19 protein-coding genes, 5 tRNA genes and 1 pseudogene are annotated in these 21,070 nt (G+C 44.2%); 3 read left to right on the top strand and 22 right to left on the bottom strand.

Annotated features, from left to right (window positions below):
* Window position 1 precedes the first annotated feature (1 nt).
* From ABNK31_RS04415 to rpsU, 20 genes and pseudogenes are all read right to left on the bottom strand, one after another.
* Window positions 2–670: a hypothetical protein gene (locus tag ABNK31_RS04415; protein ID WP_418894509.1), complete on the bottom strand. Its 669-nt coding sequence runs from the start codon at window positions 668–670 to the stop codon at window positions 2–4.
* Window positions 671–727: 57 nt separating this feature from the next.
* Window positions 728–1,036, bottom strand: coding sequence for a helix-turn-helix domain-containing protein (locus tag ABNK31_RS04410; RefSeq protein WP_418894508.1), 309 nt, complete (start codon window positions 1,034–1,036; stop codon window positions 728–730).
* Window positions 1,017–1,253 (bottom strand): annotated as a pseudogene (locus ABNK31_RS04405) (type II toxin-antitoxin system RelE/ParE family toxin). Before ABNK31_RS04405 ends, ABNK31_RS04410 begins: the two are co-directional and overlap by 20 nt.
* 287 nt (window positions 1,254–1,540) lie before the next feature.
* On the bottom strand, window positions 1,541–5,824 hold the full coding sequence (rpoC, locus tag ABNK31_RS04400; RefSeq protein WP_418894507.1) for a DNA-directed RNA polymerase subunit beta': 4,284 nt from the start codon (window positions 5,822–5,824) through the stop codon (window positions 1,541–1,543).
* A gap of 28 nt (window positions 5,825–5,852) precedes the next feature.
* Entirely contained in the window at window positions 5,853–9,665 is a 3,813-nt protein-coding gene (gene rpoB, locus ABNK31_RS04395; RefSeq protein ID WP_418894506.1) for a DNA-directed RNA polymerase subunit beta, read from the bottom strand.
* Window positions 9,666–9,771: 106 nt separating this feature from the next.
* Window positions 9,772–10,152, bottom strand: a complete 381-nt coding sequence (gene rplL, locus ABNK31_RS04390) for a 50S ribosomal protein L7/L12 (RefSeq protein ID WP_418894505.1) — start codon at window positions 10,150–10,152, stop codon at window positions 9,772–9,774.
* Between the two features lie 48 nt (window positions 10,153–10,200).
* Complete coding sequence (gene rplJ, locus ABNK31_RS04385) at window positions 10,201–10,719, bottom strand: 50S ribosomal protein L10 (protein WP_418894504.1); 519 nt, start codon at window positions 10,717–10,719, stop codon at window positions 10,201–10,203.
* 19 nt (window positions 10,720–10,738) lie between these two features.
* Entirely contained in the window at window positions 10,739–11,437 is a 699-nt protein-coding gene (gene rplA / locus ABNK31_RS04380; protein ID WP_418894503.1) for a 50S ribosomal protein L1, read from the bottom strand.
* 15 nt (window positions 11,438–11,452) lie between these two features.
* The gene (gene rplK / locus ABNK31_RS04375) at window positions 11,453–11,902 is read right to left on the bottom strand and encodes a 50S ribosomal protein L11 (protein WP_418894502.1); all 450 of its coding nucleotides are present in this window, start codon (window positions 11,900–11,902) and stop codon (window positions 11,453–11,455) included.
* A gap of 73 nt (window positions 11,903–11,975) precedes the next feature.
* Window positions 11,976–12,518 (bottom strand): transcription termination/antitermination protein NusG, encoded by a 543-nt coding sequence (nusG, locus tag ABNK31_RS04370; protein WP_418894501.1) that lies wholly within the window; start codon window positions 12,516–12,518, stop codon window positions 11,976–11,978.
* A gap of 20 nt (window positions 12,519–12,538) precedes the next feature.
* Window positions 12,539–12,730: a preprotein translocase subunit SecE gene (gene secE, locus ABNK31_RS04365; RefSeq protein ID WP_418894500.1), complete on the bottom strand. Its 192-nt coding sequence runs from the start codon at window positions 12,728–12,730 to the stop codon at window positions 12,539–12,541.
* A gap of 20 nt (window positions 12,731–12,750) precedes the next feature.
* A tRNA-Trp gene (locus ABNK31_RS04360) sits at window positions 12,751–12,824 on the bottom strand.
* 71 nt (window positions 12,825–12,895) lie between these two features.
* On the bottom strand, window positions 12,896–14,083 hold the full coding sequence (gene tuf / locus ABNK31_RS04355; protein WP_418894499.1) for an elongation factor Tu: 1,188 nt from the start codon (window positions 14,081–14,083) through the stop codon (window positions 12,896–12,898).
* A 96-nt stretch (window positions 14,084–14,179) separates the two neighbouring features.
* Window positions 14,180–14,251: transfer RNA gene (locus ABNK31_RS04350), tRNA-Thr, on the bottom strand.
* A gap of 5 nt (window positions 14,252–14,256) precedes the next feature.
* Window positions 14,257–14,329: transfer RNA gene (locus ABNK31_RS04345), tRNA-Gly, on the bottom strand.
* 48 nt (window positions 14,330–14,377) lie between these two features.
* Window positions 14,378–14,460: transfer RNA gene (locus tag ABNK31_RS04340), tRNA-Tyr, on the bottom strand.
* A 38-nt stretch (window positions 14,461–14,498) separates the two neighbouring features.
* A tRNA-Thr gene (locus tag ABNK31_RS04335) sits at window positions 14,499–14,572 on the bottom strand.
* An 88-nt stretch (window positions 14,573–14,660) separates the two neighbouring features.
* Window positions 14,661–14,978, bottom strand: coding sequence for a ribosome hibernation-promoting factor, HPF/YfiA family (gene hpf / locus ABNK31_RS04330; protein WP_418894498.1), 318 nt, complete (start codon window positions 14,976–14,978; stop codon window positions 14,661–14,663).
* 13 nt (window positions 14,979–14,991) lie between these two features.
* Window positions 14,992–15,882, bottom strand: coding sequence for a site-specific tyrosine recombinase/integron integrase (gene xerA, locus ABNK31_RS04325; RefSeq protein WP_418894497.1), 891 nt, complete (start codon window positions 15,880–15,882; stop codon window positions 14,992–14,994).
* Window positions 15,883–15,948: 66 nt separating this feature from the next.
* Complete coding sequence (rpsU, locus tag ABNK31_RS04320) at window positions 15,949–16,140, bottom strand: 30S ribosomal protein S21 (protein ID WP_418894496.1); 192 nt, start codon at window positions 16,138–16,140, stop codon at window positions 15,949–15,951.
* 273 nt (window positions 16,141–16,413) lie between these two features.
* Here rpsU and ABNK31_RS04315 point away from each other — a divergent pair, with 273 nt between their 5' ends.
* Window positions 16,414–16,836, top strand: coding sequence for a DUF2007 domain-containing protein (locus tag ABNK31_RS04315; protein WP_418894495.1), 423 nt, complete (start codon window positions 16,414–16,416; stop codon window positions 16,834–16,836).
* A 6-nt stretch (window positions 16,837–16,842) separates the two neighbouring features.
* Here the strand turns inward: ABNK31_RS04315 and gltA are convergent, their stop codons facing one another.
* Entirely contained in the window at window positions 16,843–18,318 is a 1,476-nt protein-coding gene (gene gltA, locus ABNK31_RS04310) for an NADPH-dependent glutamate synthase (protein WP_418894494.1), read from the bottom strand.
* 50 nt (window positions 18,319–18,368) lie between these two features.
* Window positions 18,369–19,151: a sulfide/dihydroorotate dehydrogenase-like FAD/NAD-binding protein gene (locus ABNK31_RS04305; RefSeq protein WP_418894493.1), complete on the bottom strand. Its 783-nt coding sequence runs from the start codon at window positions 19,149–19,151 to the stop codon at window positions 18,369–18,371.
* A 122-nt stretch (window positions 19,152–19,273) separates the two neighbouring features.
* Between ABNK31_RS04305 and ABNK31_RS04300 the strand changes: the two genes are divergently transcribed.
* Together ABNK31_RS04300 and ABNK31_RS04295 are read left to right on the top strand one after the other, a co-directional pair.
* On the top strand, window positions 19,274–19,888 hold the full coding sequence (locus ABNK31_RS04300; RefSeq protein ID WP_418894492.1) for a DUF4254 domain-containing protein: 615 nt from the start codon (window positions 19,274–19,276) through the stop codon (window positions 19,886–19,888).
* A gap of 28 nt (window positions 19,889–19,916) precedes the next feature.
* The gene (locus ABNK31_RS04295; protein WP_418894491.1) at window positions 19,917–20,936 is read left to right on the top strand and encodes a glycosyltransferase family 9 protein; all 1,020 of its coding nucleotides are present in this window, start codon (window positions 19,917–19,919) and stop codon (window positions 20,934–20,936) included.
* Window positions 20,937–21,070 lie beyond the last annotated feature (134 nt).

Below are 21,070 nucleotides of genomic sequence, written 5' to 3'. Positions count from 1 at the left end.
TTCATTGTTTTAAATCACTCACTAATAAGTCTATTTCTTTTAAAATAAGAGGGCTTTCAAATTCAAGCGAATGCAACTCGTCGCAAATCTTCACCAGCCTGCCGAATACTGAATTTTTGCCGGGGGACGACGTTTCACCCGATTCAGTTTTTCCGTCTTTGCCGGTTATCGTAAAATAATAGACGGTTCCATCGAATACTATCGTTTCTATTTCATAGACTTCTCCGTTGGGTCCTTTTTTGAATTTCCGCTCCGGCACTTTCGTTTGCTTCAGTAAAAGGTCAAACAATTCCCCTATTTTCAGATATAAGTCTTGATTGATTTCTATTTTGGACGTATCCATTCTGACTGATTTTTTATCTTTCGCATACCAATAATTTTCTGAAAGGCTATTCGAAAGGATAAAACATTTCCCCTCAATCATTTCCACAGAAAAGGCATATTCTTGTGAAAAAGAAGGCTTGGAAGTATAACGGGCATACGGTTTTTGCGAAAACCCTGTATAAAGTAAAAGAAACAGATTGTCGTAATACTCTTTCAAAACGCCTTCATACCGGCTAAAGTCTCTTGCCGGTTTTAAATGGTTTTCTTGTCCGAGACACAGTCCCGTCGTCAAAAGAAAAGAAAAAATCAATGCTATTTGTTTCATTGCCGGCTTTGTATTCTTCATAAACTATAAAAATTTAAAGAATTATTTCCACCATCAAAATATAATTGCATAGACGCATTACATTTTTATCGTCAATTCCAAATGTCCTCCAAAACCTTTTTCGATGATTTTTTGAAGTGTCGAAATACGAACGTCTTTCATATTGTTTTCAACTCGCGAAATATAACCTTTGTTTGTCCCGACTTTTTCGGCAAGTTTTTCTTGTGTCATTCCTCTTTCAAGACGAGCTTGTTGGAGAATAAACCCAAGTTTGAACCTTTCGTATCCTTTTTCAAAGGTTTCACGTTTTTCAGTTCCTCTCTTGCCATATTGTTCATCGACAAATTGGTCAAGAGATTTCAAGTCTTTAGTATTCACCGTGCTCATATTCCTCTTTTATTTTTAATGCTTTTTCAATTTCTTGCTTTGGCGTTTTTTTTGTTTTCTTCTGAAATCCATTTGCTAATACAACTAATTATCCTTCATCGAAAAAACAGAAAATTCTAAAAATAGCACTTCCTGACTGAACTTTTATTTCATACAAACCGTCTGTTTTCTCAAGATGTTTAAGATATTCTGTTGGAATTTGCGGAATTGTTTCGATTAATCTAAGAAACTGTTTTGAATTTTCCGAATGATCTGATTTTGTATATTCTTTTACTTTCTGTTTTTGTTGTTTATAGAAGTTAGAGAAATAATCTTTGTACAAAAATAGAATAAGTTGTCCGTTTGTACAATTTCTTCTCCCTTTTTATTACACTCACTTCATCCTTTCCATTTTTTGGCCGGTGTTTGAAACCATCGGCTATGGATGAAACGAATGATGATTAACATCAAAAAAAGGGCATCCCTTGCGGAACACCCTTTTATTATGTAGCAAATAACGGTAAGTTACTCTTCTTCTACTTCCTGAAACAGGTTGGAACGTTTATTCGATTTCAACTTTTCGAACTCCTCACGCGGCCCGACAATCAATTTGTCGAAATCGCGCTGACCGGTACCGGCAGGAATCAAATGTCCGCAAATCACATTCTCTTTCAACCCTTCCAGCAGATCGACTTTGCCATTGATGGCGGCATCGTTCAATACCTTCGTCGTTTCCTGGAAAGAAGCAGCCGACATAAAACTGGTCGTTTGAAGAGCGGCACGGGTAATCCCTTGCAAAATCTGGTTGGCCGTAGCGGGAACCGCATCGCGTGCTTCCACCAGTTTCAGGTCGCGCCGTTTCAGCGAACTGTTCTCGTCACGCAATTTGCGCACGGTAACAATCTGTCCCGGTTCGAATACCTGCGAATCGCCGGCATCCATAATGACCTTCTTGCCCCAAATGCGGTCGTTCTCTTCCATAATATCCAGTTTGTCGACCAATTGCTGTTCGAGGAAGCGGGTGTCTCCCGGATCGATCACTTCCACTTTACGCATCATCTGGCGAACAATCACCTCGAAGTGCTTATCGTTGATCTTCACTCCTTGCAGACGGTACACATCCTGTACTTCGTTCACAATGTATTCCTGTACAGCCGTCGGCCCCATGATAGCGAGAATGTCGGCCGGAGTAATGGCTCCGTCGGACAACGGCATTCCTGCTCGGATAAAGTCGTTTTCCTGCACCAATATCTGCTTGGACAGCGGAACAAGATATTTTTTCACTTCCCCTATTTTGGAAGTGATCATAATTTCCTGGTTACCCCGTTTGATTTTACCGAAAGAAACCTCTCCGTCGATTTCGGCAACAACGGCCGGATTCGAAGGGTTACGCGCTTCGAAAAGCTCGGTAACGCGAGGCAGACCTCCCGTGATATCGCCGGCTTTACCCACCGCGCGAGGAATTTTCACTAAGACGTCACCCGCTTTAATCGTATCGTTTTCATTCCTGACGATGTGCGCGCCCAACGGTAATGTATACGTGCGCAGAATATCTCCGTCTTCGTTAACGATATGAGCCGATGGAGCTTTGGTTTTGTCGCGCGACTCGATGATAACCTTTTCTTTCAATCCGGTTTGCTCATCCGATTCCACTTTATAGGTTCCCCCTTCGGTAAAGCTTTCGAACTTAATCGTACCGGTCGCCTCCGAAATAATCACCGCGTTAAACGGATCCCATTCGCAAATCAATTCGCCCTTTTGCACCTTATCGCCTTCGCCGAAATAGAGTTTCGAACCGTAAGGCACGTTGTGCGTCAACAACACAATCTTGGTATTCGGATCGACAATACGCATTTCCACCAAACGGCTCACCACCACTTTGTAGGGCTTGCCTTCGGCATCTTTTACATCGACCACACGCAACTCGTCGAATTGCAGAATACCATCGTATTTGGCGGCAATCTGACTCTCGGCCGCGATATTCGAAGCAATACCTCCTACGTGGAACGTACGGAGCGTCAACTGCGTACCCGGCTCACCGATAGACTGGGCGGCAACAACGCCAACGGCTTCGCCCTTCTGTACCAACCGTCCGGTGACCAGGTTACGTCCGTAACATTTTGCACACACGCCATGATGCGATTCGCACGTAAGCACCGAGCGTATTTCGACCCGTTCGATGGGTGACTCTTCTATTTTCCGGGCGATTTCTTCCGTTATTTCTTCTCCCGACTGCACCAGTATTTCGCCGGTTGTCGGATGCTGAACGTCGTGAACCGAAACACGGCCCAAAATACGTTCGTAAAGGGAAGCAATCACTTCATCATTCTTCTTAATAGCCGTAGCGACCAATCCGCGCAACGTACCGCAATCTTCTTCGGTGATAATCACATCCTGCGACACGTCTACCAGACGACGCGTGAGGTAACCCGCATCGGCCGTCTTCAAGGCGGTATCGGCAAGTCCCTTACGGGCGCCGTGCGTCGAGATGAAGTACTCCAACACCGACAAGCCTTCCTTAAAGTTCGACAAAATCGGGTTCTCGATAATCTGTCCGCCTTCGGCGCCGCTCTTTTGCGGCTTCGCCATCAATCCACGCATACCCGACAACTGACGGATCTGTTCGCGCGAACCACGGGCGCCCGAGTCGAGCATCATATACACGGAGTTGAAACCCTGGTCGTCTTCGGCCAATTGTTTCATCAGGATATTCGACAACTTGGAGTTGATATGCGTCCATGTATCGATAATCTGATTGTAGCGCTCGTTATAGGTAATGAAACCCATATTATAGTTCTCCATGATCTGCTCTACTTCGTCATACCCCTGCTTGATCAATGTCTCTTTTTCTTTCGGGATAATCACATCTTCGAGGTTGAACGACAATCCGCCCTTGAAAGCCATTTTATATCCGAGGGCTTTAATATCATCCAGATACTGTGCCGTGCGGGCAACCCCGCAGGTCTTGATCACCTTTCCGATGATATCACGAAGCGATTTTTTAGAGAGCAGTTCATTGATATATCCTACTTCTTTCGGAATATACTCATTGGTGATAACCCGCCCTACCGATGTATCGTGCATTTTGCGGATCGGATTACCTTCCTCGTCGATATCGTCGACAATGACTTTCACCGGCGCATGGATATCGACCTTCCCTTCCTGGTAAGCGATAATGGCTTCTTCTTCGCCGTAGAAAATCAGGCCTTCGCCCTTGGCATGGGGACGTATTTTGGTAATGTAATACAGTCCGAGCACCATATCCTGCGAAGGAACGGTAATAGGAGCGCCGTTAGCCGGATTCAGAATGTTATGCGACCCCAGCATCAGCAATTGCGCTTCCAAAATGGCTTCATTGCCCAACGGCAAGTGAACGGCCATCTGGTCGCCGTCGAAGTCGGCATTGAAAGCCGTACAAGCCAACGGGTGCAACTGAATGGCTTTTCCTTCGATTAGTTTCGGTTGGAAAGCCTGGATACCGAGCCGGTGCAATGTCGGGGCACGGTTCAGCATAACAGGATGCCCTTTCATCACATATTCGAGGATGTCGTAAACGACGGGTTCTTTACGGTCGACAATTTTCTTTGCCGATTTCACCGTTTTCACAATCCCCCGCTCTATCAGTTTACGGATGATGAAGGGTTTGTATAGTTCGGCTGCCATATCTTTCGGCAAGCCGCATTCGTTCATTTTCAATTCGGGACCGACAACGATTACCGAACGCGCCGAATAGTCGACACGCTTACCCAACAGGTTTTGACGGAAACGTCCCTGTTTTCCCTTCAAGCTGTCCGAAAGTGATTTTAACGGACGGTTCGATTCGGTTTTAATCGCACTCGATTTACGCGAGTTGTCGAACAACGAGTCGACCGCTTCCTGCAACATGCGTTTTTCATTACGCAAAATCACATCGGGCGCTTTGATGTCCATCAATCGTTTCAACCGGTTGTTCCGGATAATCACACGGCGATACAAATCGTTCAAGTCGGAAGTGGCGAAACGCCCTCCGTCCAAAGGCACCAAAGGCCTCAAATCGGGAGGAATCACGGGGATTACTTTCATAATCATCCATTCCGGCTTATTGATATTTCTCGACGAGCGGAATGCCTCGACCACCTGAAGTTGTTTCAAAGCTTCGTTCTTACGTTGTTGCGACGTATCGGTGCTGGCCCGGTTACGAAGTTGATTGGCCAATTTGTCGAGATTGATACGTTCCAGAAGATCCAAAATAGCCTCGGCGCCCATCTTGGCAATAAATTTATTCGGATCGGTATCTTCCAACAATTGATTATCTTTCGGAAGCCCTTCCAGCAGTTCCAGATATTCTTCTTCCGTAAGAAGGTCTCTTTCGGCTACTTTGTCTTCCAGCACACCGGGTTGTACCACGACGTACCGTTCGTAATAAATGATCGAATCGAGTTTCTTGGTGGCTATTCCCAACAAATAACCGATCTTGTTGGGCAACGACCGGAAATACCAGATATGGGCAACCGGAACGACCAAATGAATATGTCCGGTACGTTCGCGACGCACCTTCTTTTCGGTCACTTCCACACCGCATCGATCACACACGATACCCTTGTAACGGATTCTCTTGTACTTACCGCAATGACATTCATAGTCTTTTACGGGTCCGAAAATACGTTCACAAAACAAACCGTCACGTTCGGGTTTATACGTCCGATAGTTTATAGTTTCAGGCTTTAAGACTTCACCGTAAGAACTCTCTAAAATCTGTTCGGGAGAAGCTAAGCCAATAGTAATTTTTGAAAAGTTACTCTTTATTTTATTGTCTTTTCTAAATGCCATAATATTTAATTGGGTATAAAGAGTTTAATTAATCTAACGTTACATTCAATCCCAGACCCTTGAGCTCGTGTAATAATACATTGAGCGATTCGGGAATTCCCGGGCGCGACATCGGTTCACCTTTTACAATCGATTCGTAGGCTTTCGAACGGCCGACGACATCATCCGATTTAATGGTGAGGATTTCCTGAAGAATATGAGCGGCGCCGAATGCTTCGAGCGCCCAAACCTCCATCTCTCCGAAACGCTGTCCTCCGAACTGAGCTTTACCGCCCAATGGTTGTTGGGTGATCAACGAGTACGGACCGATAGAACGTGCGTGCATCTTGTCTTCGACCATGTGACCCAGCTTGAGCATATAAATGACCCCTACCGTTGCCGGTTGGTCAAAACGCTCTCCGGTGCCGCCATCATACAGATACGCTTTCCCGTAACGGGGGACTCCCGCACGGTCGGTCCAAGTATTCAAGTCGTCTAACGACGCCCCATCGAAGATAGGAGTCGCAAACTTCACACCCAGTTCTTTTCCGGCCCAACCGAGCACGGTTTCGAATATCTGCCCGAGGTTCATACGCGAAGGCACACCCAGCGGATTCAACACGATGTCAACCGGTGTTCCATCGGCCAGAAAAGGCATATCTTCCTTACGGACAATCTTCGATACGATACCTTTATTACCGTGGCGGCCGGCCATCTTATCTCCTACTTGTATCTTACGCTTTTTAGCGACATATACTTTCGCGATTTGCATAATGCCCGAGGGCAGTTCGTCGCCGATAGTCAGGTCGAAACGTTTGCGTTTCAATTCGGCATCCAGCTCTTTGTAACGGCGCAAATAATTAACCACCGTTGCCCGGATAAGCTTATTGGCGTGTTCATCCGTCGTCCACTTATTCAATTGAGCCGATTGATAATCGATATCCTGAAGGATTTTCTGCGTGAATTTCGCTCCTTTCGCGACCACATCGATGCTCGTATAATCTTTTATTCCTGCGGACGTTTTTCCATCCGTCAATACCAGTAACTTTTCGATAAGGACTTTACGCAAGTCGTCCATCTTCACTTCATATTCCTCGTCGAGTTTGGGAAGCAATGCCTTGTTAGCCAGTTTCGCACGCCCTTTCTTAGCGGCTTTCGAGAAAAGGTTCGTATTGATGACAACCCCCTTCAACGAAGGCGATGCCTTTAACGATGCATCTTTCACATCGCCGGCCTTATCACCGAAAATAGCGCGTAAGAGTTTCTCTTCGGGCGACGGATCGGACTCTCCCTTAGGGGTGATTTTACCGATAAGGATGTCTCCGGGTTGTATACGGGCTCCCACACGAACAATTCCTCGTTCGTCCAAATCTTTCGTAGCTTCTTCGCTCACATTGGGAATATCGGAAGTAAGCTCTTCCATCCCGCGTTTGGTTTCCCGCACTTCCAGCGAGAACTCTTCCACATGTACCGAAGTAAAGATATCTTCGCTGACCATGCGTTCGCTCAAAACGATCGCATCTTCAAAGTTATATCCCTTCCACGGCATGAATGCCACTTTGAGGTTCTTCCCTAACGCCAGTTCGCCGTTTTGGGTAGCGTATCCTTCCGTCAGGATATCTCCGGCTTTCACCCGTTGCCCCAATTGACAAATAGGTCGCAAATCAATCGTCGTATTTTGATTGGTTTTGCGGAATTTTGGAATAATATAGGTTTTGACCGAGTCTTCGAAACTAGTAAATTCGTCATCTTCCGTCCGGTCATATTTAATTTTAATGGTCGTCGCATCTACAAAGGTCACTTCCCCTTCGCCTTCCGCTGCGATTTGCGTACGGGAGTCGCGGATCAGTTGTCCTTCTATACCGGTACCCACAATGGGGCTGTCGGATTGCAACAAAGGCACCGCCTGGCGCATCATGTTCGATCCCATAAGGGCGCGGTTCGCATCATCGTGTTCCAAGAAAGGAATCAGCGACGCCGCAATCGAGGCAATCTGCATGGGCGACACGTCCATGAGCTCTATTTCCTCAGGACCTACCACAGGATAATCGGCATCTTGACGCGCCTTTATCCGGTCGCTTAAAAAGTTCCCTTTTTCATCCAACGGGGCATTGCCCTGCGCGATGATCCGGTCTTCTTCTTCTTCAGCCGCAAGGTAAATGACTTCGTCATTATTCACATTGACCACGCTGTTTTCGACTTTCCGATAGGGCGTCTCGATAAATCCGAGATCGTTGATCTTCGCATATACACACAACGAAGAAATCAATCCGATATTGGGACCTTCAGGGGTTTCAATCGGACACAAACGTCCGTAATGCGTGTAGTGAACGTCACGAACCTCAAATCCGGCACGCTCACGCGACAACCCTCCGGGGCCTAAAGCCGACAAACGGCGTTTGTGCGTCGTCTCAGCCAACGGATTGGTTTGATCCATAAACTGCGACAAGGCATTGGTTCCGAAAAAGGTGTTAATGACCGAAGAAATCGTCTTGGCATTGATCAAATCGATCGGGGTGAACACTTCATTGTCACGCACATTCATTCTTTCACGGATGATGCGGGCCATACGGTTCAACCCGATACCGAACTGATTATATAATTGTTCTCCCACCGTACGCACGCGACGGTTGCTTAAGTGGTCGATATCGTCCACCATCGCTTTGGAATTGATCAATTCGATAAGGTACTTGATGATTTCGATAATATCTTCTTTCGTGAGTACCCGAATCGAATCATCGATCTGGAGATTCAATTTTTTATTGATCCGGTAACGTCCGACATCGCCCAAATCGTATCTTTTTTCCGAGAAGAAAAGATTATTGATGACTTCACGTGCACTGGCGTCATCCGCCGGTTCGGCGCTTCTCAACTGACGATAAATATGCCGGACAGCATCGATTTCCGAGTTACTCGGATCTTTTTGTAAGGTATTATATATAATGGAATAATCGGACGTAGTGGCCGTTTCCTTGTGGAGCAGAATCGTGGAAACACCCGATTCGAGTATTTCGTCGATATGTTCTTGCTCAAGAATGGTTTCACGCTCGATAATCACTTTATTCCGTTCAATGGAAGTAACCTCGCCGGTATCTTCATCCACAAAATCTTCCATCCATGACTGGAGGACACGGGCGGCCAATTTCCGCCCTAACGACTTTTTGAGGTTGGTTTTCGTCACCTTTACTTCTTCCGCCAAATCGAAAATTTCGAGAATATCTTTATCGCTTTCGAAACCGATTGCGCGTAAGAGTGTGGTAACGGGTAATTTCTTTTTTCGGTCGATATACGCATACATGACATTGTTAATGTCCGTCGCAAATTCGATCCATGATCCCTTAAATGGGATTATACGGGCAGAATACAGCATCGTACCATTCGAATGGAGACTTTGTCCGAAAAATACCCCCGGCGAACGGTGCAACTGCGATACAATAACCCGTTCGGCGCCATTGATAACAAAGGTCCCCTTATCGGTCATATAAGGAATGGTGCCTAAATAAACATCCTGAATAACAGGTGTAAAGTCTTCATGATCGGGATCGGTACAGTATAAGTAAAGCTTAGCCTTCAGCGGCACGCTATAAGTAAGTGCTCTGTCGATACATTCCTCTATCGTATAGCGAGGGGGATCAACATAGTAATCTAAAAACTCAAGGACGAAGTTGTTACGGGTATCTGCTATGGGAAAGTTCTCCGTAAAAACCTTATACAATCCTTCATTTTTTCTATTTTCGGGTGTTGCGTCGAGTTGAAGGAAATCGTGAAAAGATTTTAATTGAATTTCCAAGAAGTCCGGATAATCCAGAGGATTCTTGATTGACGCAAAATTTATTCTGTTATTAACGTTAATTGAAGACATGAATATGGATAATGAGTTTTTGAACTTAATATGTAATGACACAAAAGGTTAAGAATCTTCTCTGCTAGAAGATTCCTAACCAACCTAACCTAAAATTAGGTTACCCCTATTTAAGTTCAACTTCTGCTCCAGCTTCTTCAAGTTGTTTTTTCAAAGCTTCTGCTTCGTCTTTTGAGATACCTTTTTTAATTTCACTGGGGGCTCCGTCAACCAAATCTTTCGCATCTTTCAAACCAAGTCCGGTAAGTTCTTTCACTGCCTTAACTACAGCAAGTTTTGCTGCACCTGCACTTTTAAGAATTACATCGAATTCGCTCTTTTCTTCTGCAACAGCTTCTCCGCCACCTGCAGCAGGGCTTGCAGCAACAGCTACAGCAGCCGCAGCGGGCTCGATACCGTATTCAGTTTTTAAGATTTCAGCAAGTTCGTTAACTTCTTTCACTGTTAAGTTAACTAATTGTTCAGCAAATGCTTTTAAGTCTGCCATTTTTGTATTTTTTAAATTGATTACTAGTTCTGTTTGTTTGTATAAATTTTAATTCTCTTTTTCCGATAAAGTCTTCAAAACTCCATGGAGAATTGAACCTCCGGATTGAAGGGCCGATATCACATTCTTTGCAGGAGACTGCAACAACATGATTACCTCTCCAATAAGCTCGGTCTTGCTCTTTATATTAACCAGGTCTTTCAGAGCCGGTTCACCGATAAAGAAGCTTTCTTGAACATACGCAGCTTTAAAAGCCGGTATTTTGTCCGCTTTATATTTATCGATGAGTTTAGCTGGGGCATTCGCCACATTCGAAAACATGATAGCCGTATTTCCCTTCAAAGCGGGATAAAGCTCTTCATAATTTTTTTCAAGCGATTCGAATGCTTTATGCAACAAGGTATTTTTAACTACCAAGAGCTTTATATCCTGATTAGAGCATTCTCTACGTAAAGTACTTGTTTTTGCTGCATTCAGCGTTGCAATATCCGTAAGATAGAAATTCTCATAAGACTGCAGGTTTACAGCTATCTGTTCTATTATTTTACTTTTATCTTCCTTCTTCATAGATTTTTTCCTTTTTTGATTAGATTTCTTCTATTGATTTAGAGTCCACTTTAATACCCGGACTCATCGTACTGGAAAGATAAATGCTTTTAATATAAGTACCTTTTGCCGCTGTCGGTTTTAATTTGATCAACGTTGAGATAAACTCTTTCGCGTTTTCTCTAATCTGTTCCGTCGTAAAAGATGCTTTTCCAATAGAAGTGTGAATAATACCTGCTTTATCTACCTTAAAGTCGATCTTACCTTGCTTAACCTCCTTTACAGCTTTTGCTACATCGGGAGTTACCGTTCCGCTTTTGGGATTCGGCATTAAACCTCGAGGACCTAATATACGCCCCAAAGCACCGATTTTACCCATAATCTGCGGCTGTGTAATAATCACATCCACATCCGTCCAACCTCCTTTAATTTTTTCGATATATTCATCGAGTCCTACATAGTCTGCTCCCGCTTCTTTAGCAGCGGATTCAGCTTCTGGAGAACACAACACAAGAACTCTTACTTGTTTCCCCGTTCCATGTGGAAGAGACACAACACCTCTTACCATTTGGTTCGCTTTACGCGGATCTATGCCGAGGCGTACATCGATATCAACCGATGCATCGAATTTTGTGGTGGTAATTTCTTTCACCACTTCCGATGCTTCTTTCAGTGAATAGGCTTTCCCCTCTTCAATCTTGCTTACAGCCAATTTTTGATTTTTTGTCAGTTTACTCATGTCTCAATTGAAGTTTTAGTTAGTAACCTCTCCGGGAAATTCCCCCTTAACTGTGATACCCATGCTTCGAGCCGTTCCGGCAACCATGTGCATTGCAGATTCAAGTGTGAAGCAGTTTAAGTCCGGCATTTTTTCCTGAGCTATCGTTTGTACTTGTTCCCAAGTCACTTCTGCTACTTTTTTACGATTAGGCTCGGCCGAACCACTTTTTTGTTTAGAGGCTTCCAGTAATTGAATTGCAACCGGCGGTGTTTTAACAATAAAATCAAAAGACTTGTCGGCATAATACGTAATGACCACTGGCAATACTTTTCCGGCTTTGTCTTGAGTTCTGGCATTGAACTGCTTGCAAAACTCCATAATATTGATCCCTTTGGAACCCAATGCAGGGCCTACCGGGGGAGATGGATTCGCAGCCCCTCCTTTGATTTGTAATTTTAGTTGTCCAGCAACTTCTTTAGCCATTTTTTTGATTTTAATTAATTACGGTTTTCGAAACACATAGAAGAATCTACAGAATCTGCGTAACCAAATCTGATTATTCTTTCTCTACTTGCATATATCCCAACTCCAAGAGTTGTTTACGTCCGAAAATTTTTACCATCACTTTGAGTTTCTTCCTCTCATCGTTCACTTCCTCCACTACACCCGAAAAACTGCTGAAAGGACCGCTAATCACTTTCACGTTCTCTCCGACATAGTATTTTACATCCATTTCGCTCCCGGCTTCTTCCAATTCGTCCATCGTACCTAAAATACGTTTCACCTCACTCTCTCTGAGAGGTTGAGGATTATTGGTGTTGGGCAGAAAACCGGCTACGTAATTGATGTTTTTAAGATCATGAATAACTTCTCCCGTCAGATGAGCTTCAATCAATACATAACCCGGAAGGTAAGCGCGTTCTTTGAGCACTTTCTTTCCGTTTCGTACAGAATAAGTTTTTTCGGTCGGGATAAGAACTTGAGAAATATACTTTCCTAAATCGGTCTTTTTAATTTCTGACTCAAGGTATTCTTTGACTTTATTCTCTTTTCCGCTAACAGCACGCAGAACGTACCATTTTTTTCCATCTTCAGTCATGTTTCCTTTTGTTCAGTAAGTTATAAGATACCATAGAAAAATTTCAATATCCACTCAAACAAAGAGTCCATCACAAACACTATTACGGCAATGATAAGGGAAGCAATCATAACAATTATCGTACTGCTTGTCAGTTCCTCTTTGGATGGCCAGGAGACTTTATAAACCAATTCGTTATAAGCATCCTTGATATATGCAACAATTTTTTTCATTTAATTCGGATCGTTTTATGCACGGGTCGAGAGACTCGAACTCCCGACACCTGGTTTTGGAGACCAGTGCTCTACCAAACTGAGCTAGACCCGTATACCACTTAGTCAGGAGGCGGTTAAAACACACCTCCCTCTAAGTGTATTGTATAATGTGACTATATAAAATTAGTCTACCAATTCCGTAATCTGACCCGCACCTACCGTACGTCCTCCTTCGCGGATAGCGAAACGAAGTCCTACGTGACATGCTACCGGATAGATCAAATCCACTTCGATGGTAACATTATCACCGGGCATTACCATTTCAACGCCTTCGGGCAATTGAATTTCGCCGGTAACATCCAATGTACGGATATAGAATTGAGGACGATAATGATTGTGGAACGGAGTATGACGGCCACCTTCTTCTTTTTTCAAGATATACACCTCTGCTTTAAATTTAGAGTGAGGTTTTACGGTGCCCGGATGCGTAATAACCATACCGCGCTTGATTTCATCCTTATCGATGCCTCGCAATAACAAACCTACGTTGTCACCGGCTTGTCCTTCATCAAGAATCTTACGGAACATTTCCACACCGGTAATAACCGATTTTTTACCTTCCGATCCCAAACCGATGATTTGGACTTCATCGCCTGTCTTAACAATACCGGCTTCGATACGTCCTGTAGCAACCGTTCCACGACCCGTGATCGAGAATACGTCTTCAACAGGCATCAAGAAAGGTTTGTCGATATCACGCGGAGACAGCGGAATCCATTCGTCAACAGCCTTCATCAACGCCAGTACTTGTTCTTCCCATTTGGGATCGCCGTTCAAAGCGCCCAATGCAGAACCGCGAATGACAGGAGTATTATCACCGTCGAAATCATAGAATGACAGAAGTTCTCTCATTTCCATCTCTACGAGTTCCAACATCTCTTCATCATCCACCAAGTCGCATTTATTCATAAACACAACCAGCTTGGGAACATTCACCTGACGAGCTAAAAGAATGTGCTCGCGTGTCTGAGGCATAGGACCGTCAGTAGCAGCAACCACAATGATCGCTCCGTCCATTTGAGCCGCGCCTGTAACCATGTTTTTCACATAGTCAGCGTGACCCGGACAGTCAACGTGTGCGTAGTGACGATTTTCCGTTTCATATTCAACGTGTGAAGTATTAATTGTAATACCCCTTTCTTTTTCTTCCGGCGCATTATCGATAGAATCGAATGATTTCACTTCCGAAAGACCTTTTTTAGCCAATACAGTAGTGATAGCAGCCGTTAAAGTCGTTTTACCGTGGTCAACGTGACCGATTGTACCGATGTTCACATGCGGTTTCGTTCGGTTAAAATGTTCTTTTGCCATAAAATGTTCTATTAATTCGTTTAATTAAAATGTTGTATTCTTATTTACTATAACTATTATCTTCCCTCTATCCTACATTCTACCATTGCATTGTCGAGCCGATGGCGGGAATTGAACCCGCGACCTCTTCCTTACCAAGGAAGTGCTCTACCCCTGAGCTACATAGGCGAGAGAGCGGAAGACGGGACTCAAACCCGCGACCCTCAGCTTGGAAGGCTAATGCTCTATCAACTGAGCTACTTCCGCGAATTTAATTAGCAAATTAGTTAATATGCAAATTTGCTAATTCCTTTGTGGGCAGTGATGGATTCGAACCACCGAAGGCGTAAGCCAGCTGAGTTACAGTCAGCCCCATTTGGCCACTCTGGTAACTGCCCCCGTATTAAAAACCCGATCAATCCCTTTTGAACCGGAGAGCCTCTTGTCGGATTCGAACCAACGACCCCGAGATTACAAATCACGTGCTCTGGCCAACTGAGCTAAAGAGGCTTATAGTCTTATAATTAACCGTTCCTCTCCTCCAGATAAGAGAGAAACGGTCGCAAAGGTAATGATATTTTTTTGATTGCCAAATTTTTTAAACGATTTTTTTGGGAGATATATGATCCTTTTTCTCTTTTGTTTTAAGGATTTGTTTTTCTATTGCAAAAGCGCACAGATCAATGGCCTCTTCGAAGGTGTCGGCCGTTTTGGTAGCGACCGCTTCGCTATGCCGCAAATTCATTTTAACAAGCGCTTCTTTGTTCTTTGCGGTATCCGGTTTAATTACTTTCAGGCTTACTTCTGTCTGAATGATTTCATCACTAAAACGTTCCAGCTTTTTGATCTTTTTCTCAATAAATGCTTTCAATTGTTCCGTGGCGTCAAAATTGATTGATTGAATTCTCAGTTTCATAAATTTACCTCCTTCATTTTTTAGCTCGTGGATGAGCAATGTTATACACTTTTTTCAATTCTTCAAAACTTACGTGCGTATAAACCTCCGTAGAAGCCAGACTGGAATGACCGAGCAATTCCTTTACGGCATTAATTTCGGCACCGTTGTTCAGCATTTCGGTCGCAAACGAATGACGGAGCACATGAGGGCTCTTTTTAGACAATGTCGGAATGCTGTTTAAGCGTCGGTGAACGATATTATATACCAGTGAAGGATACAACGGGCCTCCGTTTTGCTTAACAAACAGGAAAGGACCTTTGTTCTCGATTTCCCGATTTCTTACACGAATATAATCAGACATTTTTAGTCGTGTCGTATCCGAAAAAGGGATGATGCGCTGTTTGTTCCTTTTTCCGGTTACCCGAACCGTACAATTTGTAAAATCAATATCGGAATCTTTCAATGCGATGAGCTCGGCGCAACGCATTCCGCTAACGTACAAAAGTTCAATGATAAAACGGTCTCTTTGATCCTTAAAACTATCCGACCAATTGAGCTCGTCATCCAAGAGATGCTGCATATCGGCATTCTTGACAAATACAGGTAACTTTTTGTTTACTTTTGGGCCCGTGATCATCTCCGCGGGATTATGTGCGACCACCGATTTTTTCTTTAAATAGGTATAAAAAGATTTTACGGCACTCAATTTACGGTTGGCCGTTCGAGCCGTAAGATTCGCCTCCATTAATTGGGCAATCCAAATACGAATCAAATCGGCGTCAATCTGCACGGGATCGAACACTCCACATTTTTCGATAATGAAGTGTTCAAACTGTGTAAGATCATTTAAATAAGAAATCACCGTATGAGGAGAATAATTCTTCTCAATACGGAGATACTGTATAAATTTATCTATCCACATAACGTAATCCGATAGCAACAATAGCAACGGATTACGAAGATACGGTTTTTTGTTTAAAAAAAGAAATTAGTCTTCGTTTTCTTTTAGCTTCTGCACGTAAGCGGCACGTTGTCTGTTTTTCCTATTGACAACCGATGGTTTGGTAAATGATTGACGGCTGCGGAGTTCTCTTACAACACCGGTTTTTTCATATTTACGTTTGAATTTCTTTAAAGCTCTTTCTATATTTTCGCCTTCTTTTAGTTGTACAATGATCATATTTTATTTTATTGTTTATAATAATTTTCTTTGTAAAATAGCCATTCTTCGACTCGCCTACAACCCCCTATTAATTCTTTATTTATAAGTTATTGTTAGTGAGTTACTGTTCATTTTATTGTTTCAGGCTGCAAAGATAGAAATAATTGTTGAAATAAAATAAATTCTTCCTCCTTTTTTCTCCGCGTTCCCCATTTCTATTCATCATCCTTTTTTATATAAGCGACACCATTGTTTTTTTAGTATCTTTGTTTTTTTAAGAATCTCTCGATTATGGAACGATTAGTAACCATTAAAACATTCACCTACCCGCACGAAGCGTACATCCTCCAAACGAAGTTGGAGGATGAGGGAATCCCAACATTCTTGAAAGACGAGAAAACCGTCCAGGTTTACAACTTCTATTCGAACGCAATCGGAGGAGTCAAGCTTCAAATATGGGAAAAGGATACCCAACGGGCTCAAAAAATAATTGAAGAAACAGAAGGGCCAATAGAAAACGTCTATGCATTCAACAAACGACAGATAAAAGACACGACACATTGCCCTTTCTGCTTATCCGATAATATCGGAGTAAGAAAAAGGCCTTCATGGCTTACTTTCCTTCCGTATTTTGTCATCGGTGCAATATTCCCTTTTTATAAAAAGACTTACACCTGCTTCCGTTGCGGGAAAAAATGGAAAATAAAAGGATAAAGAGGGTCATGCTTTTATCTTTAAAAAATCATCCATTGTTTTCGCTGCTTTCCGGCCGTCGCCCATGGCAAGAATGACGGTGGCTCCGCCTCGTACGATATCGCCCCCGGCAAAGATAGATTCTTCGCCCGTCTGCATCGTTTCGGCATTCACCACCACCGTTCCCCGGGGAGTAACCTCCAACCCCGAGAACGATTGCGGTATCAACGGATTGGGTGATACTCCCACGCTGACGATCACTTCATCGACCTCTATCCAGGCCGTATCGCCTTCCACGGGTACCGGACGACAACGCCCCGACCCGTCGGGTTGTCCAAGTTCCATCCGCTGAAGCAGCATCCGTTGTACACGTCCCCGTTCATCGCCTTCATAACGGAGGGGATTATGCAATGTAAGAAAAACAACCCCTTCTTCTTTGGCATGCTTTATTTCTTCAAGACGCGCCGGCATCTCCTGCTCCGACCGCCGATACACGATCATCGCCGTTTCGGCTCCCAAACGGCGAGCCGTACGCACGGCATCCATAGCGGTATTTCCTCCGCCGATAACAGCGACTTTTTTTCCTTTATATACGGGGGTGTCGCTTTCGGGATCAATCGCCTGCATGAGATTTACACGGGTAAGATACTCATTACAAGACATCACACCGATGAGATTCTCCCCCGGGATATTCATAAAGTTGGGCAATCCGGCACCACTTCCTATAAAAAGGCCCTTAAATTTTTCTTCCCGGAGATCTTCTTGCGAAATAGTCTTCCCGACGATACAATTCGTCACAAACTCCACACCCATTTTTCGAAGGCTTTCAATCTCCACTTCCACAATATCATTAGGCAACCGGAACTCCGGTATTCCATAGCGAAGCACGCCTCCCAATTCATGTAGCGCTTCGAAAACCGTAACCCGATACCCGGCTTTCACCATATCGGCCGCAAAAGCGAGCCCCGCAGGACCCGATCCCACAACAGCCACTTTCAGTCCATTCGAAGGCGCCACCTCGGGTAGGGATACCTCGCCGCTTTCACGTTCGTAATCCGCGGCAAAACGTTCGAGATAACCGATGGCCAACGGTTCTTTCTTCAATTTCTGAGTATAAAAACATTGGCTTTCGCATTGACGTTCCTGGGGGCATACCCGCCCGCACACAGCGGGAAGCACACTGGTTTCTTTCAGTGTTTTTGCCGCCTCCAGTATCTCTCCGCGTTCGATGTTCTTTATAAACTTGGGAATGTTGATACCCACCGGACACCCCGAAATACACGTAGGATTGACACAATCCAGACAGCGATGGGACTCAGCCAGCGCCTGCTCGTAAGTCAACCCCAAATTAACTTCCTGATAATTCCGGCTACGGACGTCCGGATCGCGTTCCGGCATTTTAGTGCGCGCCAATTGCAGCCGTTCTTTATTCTTCATGTTCTTCCGCAGCGATTCGCGCCAGGGCTGATTGCGTCCTATCTGTAAATATTCCATTTCTTTCATTTCAAGATTCAATAATTATCAGGCTCCAATCCAATTTCCAATCTCGAATCTCAATTATACGCTTTTAACCGCATCATCATCTCGTCGAAATCGACTTGATGCGCATCAAACTCGGGGCCGTCCACACATACGAAACGTGTTTTTCCGCCCACCGTAACCCTGCAAGCCCCGCACATTCCGGTACCATCTACCATAATCGTATTGAGCGAAGCGATTGTCGGCACGTTATACTTTTTAGTCATCTGAGCAGCAAACTTCATCATAATGGCCGGCCCGATGGTCACACACTGATCCACCGGTTCTCTTTGGATAACTTGTTCGATTCCGGTCGTAATCAATCCCTTTTCGCCATACGAGCCGTCATCGGTCATCACAATCACCTCATCCGAAAAAGTGCGGACCTGTTCTTCGAGGATAATCAACTCTTTAGTACGGGCGGCCAACACACTCACGACCCTATTACCGGCTTTTTTCATCGCTTCAATAATCGGCAACATGGGCGCGACTCCTACTCCGCCTCCGGCACACAGTACCGTTCCGAACTTTTCCAGATGCGTGGCCTGTCCCAAGGGACCGACCATATCGGTTATGGAATCCCCTACCTCTAAATCGCATATCTTTTGCGACGATTTACCCACCCGCTGAATGACCAGCGTAATGGTTCCCTTTTTTAGATCCGATGAAGCGATGGTATACGGCACCCGTTCGCCTTTTTTACCGACACGTACAATGACAAAATGCCCGGCCTTTCGGCTCTTAGCGATAAGAGGAGCTTCGATCTCGAAGCTTACGACCCGATCTGAAAAAACGACCTTTGAGACAATTTTATTCATCAAAATATAAGATTGAATATGATAACTTCATGAAGATAACAGACTATGTGACGACAAAAGTAGGGAAAATTTTTCCGCTACCAAAAACTTATTTATCTTTGCACCAACTAAACCAACTGAACATGAAAAGTTTTAGTGCAAAAGCAAATGCTATTTTTGACGAGGCAACAGAAGCGTATCATTTAAAAAACTCCGTATCCGCTCAGATGGAAAACCCTTATGAGCCGGACACCATTGAGTATTTCTTGTATGAAAAGAATTGGATTGATGTAGTGCAGTGGCATTTGGAAGATATTATCCGTGACCCGGACATACTCCCCAAAGAAGCATTGGAAATTAAAAGGTGGATCGATCGATCGAATCAGGAACGTACCGATTTGGTTGAGAAAATCGACAACTACTTTTTGCACCACTTTCAACTTATTGTTCCGGCAAATGACGCGGTCATCAATACCGAAAGTCCGGCATGGGCCATCGACCGGTTATCGATATTGGCGATTAAAATCTATCACATGCGCGAAGAGGTGAACCGGATGGATACCGATCAGCAGCATCTGATTTCCTGCCGGCAAAAACTAAATGTTCTGATGGAGCAACGAGTCGATCTTTCGGCAGCCATCGACCGGCTTCTGGACGACATTGCCCAAGGCCGGAAATACATGAAGGTTTATCGACAGATGAAAATGTATAACGACCCTTCGCTCAACCCTGTATTATACGGTAAAAATAAAAAATAACATCCGTACAGGCTTCACTTGCTCGTATATGTCCCGAATATTGATCATACGGCTTTCCGCTTTGGGAGATGTGGCCATGACCGTTCCGGTCGTCCATTCTTTCGCAAAACAATATCCTCAACACCAAATATCGGTCTTGAGCCGTACGTCGTTTGCCCCCATATTCCGTTATATGCCCGCAAACGTACGGTTCATCGGCGTCGATCTGAAAAAAGAATATAAAGGGCTCAAAGGCCTAAACCGATTATACAAGACTCTAAAGGCGGAGCAATTCGATATGATCGCGGACTTTCATTCGGTTTTGCGCACCTATTATCTTGATTTTCGCTTTCGATGGAGCGGCATACGGACGGTACGCATGCATAAAGGATATCGTGAGAAAGAAAAACTGACTCGAAAAAAAAATAAAATTTACATCCCGCTCAAATCGACTTTTACACGTTATAAGGAAGTCTTGGAAACCTTAGGCTATTCTTTCGAATATTCTTTTTCATCCATTTTTGAAGATAATCAGCCTCCGCTCCCCCCCATTCCGGAAATAGCCGAAGGCAAAACAAAAAGATGGATCGGTGTTGCCCCGTTTGCCCGTCACAAGGGTAAGATTTATCCGTTGGAGTTGCAAGAAAAAGTATTGGCACATTTGGCCCGGCAAGACGACACAAAGGTTTTCCTTTTTGGCGGAGGAGCCGAAGAAAAAAAAACCGTGGAACAATGGGTAAGGAAATATCCCGCCCTCGTATCGGTAGTGGGAAAACTAACAATGGATGAAGAATTAGCGTTAATGTCCTATTTGGATGTCATGATTTCCATGGATTCGGGCAACATGCATTTGGCATCCCTCGTGGGGACGCGAGTCATTTCGTTATGGGGAGCCACCCATCCTTATGCCGGATTTATGGGATGGAAGCAGTCCATGGATGATGCCCTGCAAATAGACTTATACTGCCGCCCCTGCTCCGTATCCGGCAAAAAGGCCTGCTATCGGGGCGACTACGCCTGCATGTATGGACTACCATACGAGAAAGTCATTGCAAAAATCGAAGAATAGTTACAAAGGGAAAGAAATAGCGAGGTCTATTTTACATTATCTATGAATTTTCCTAATAAACAGAAAAGATCAGCGTCTATAGTCCTCCTCCTAAGTATAATTCGCATCCGCATATTCCCGAATAAAAGCGTTAC

This window comes from Limibacterium fermenti (assembly GCF_041902845.1).
Lineage (GTDB): Bacteria > Bacteroidota > Bacteroidia > Bacteroidales > Dysgonomonadaceae > Limibacterium > Limibacterium fermenti.
The sequence above is the reverse complement of the archived record's forward strand: the minus strand, read 5'-3'. Positions and strand labels throughout refer to the sequence as shown.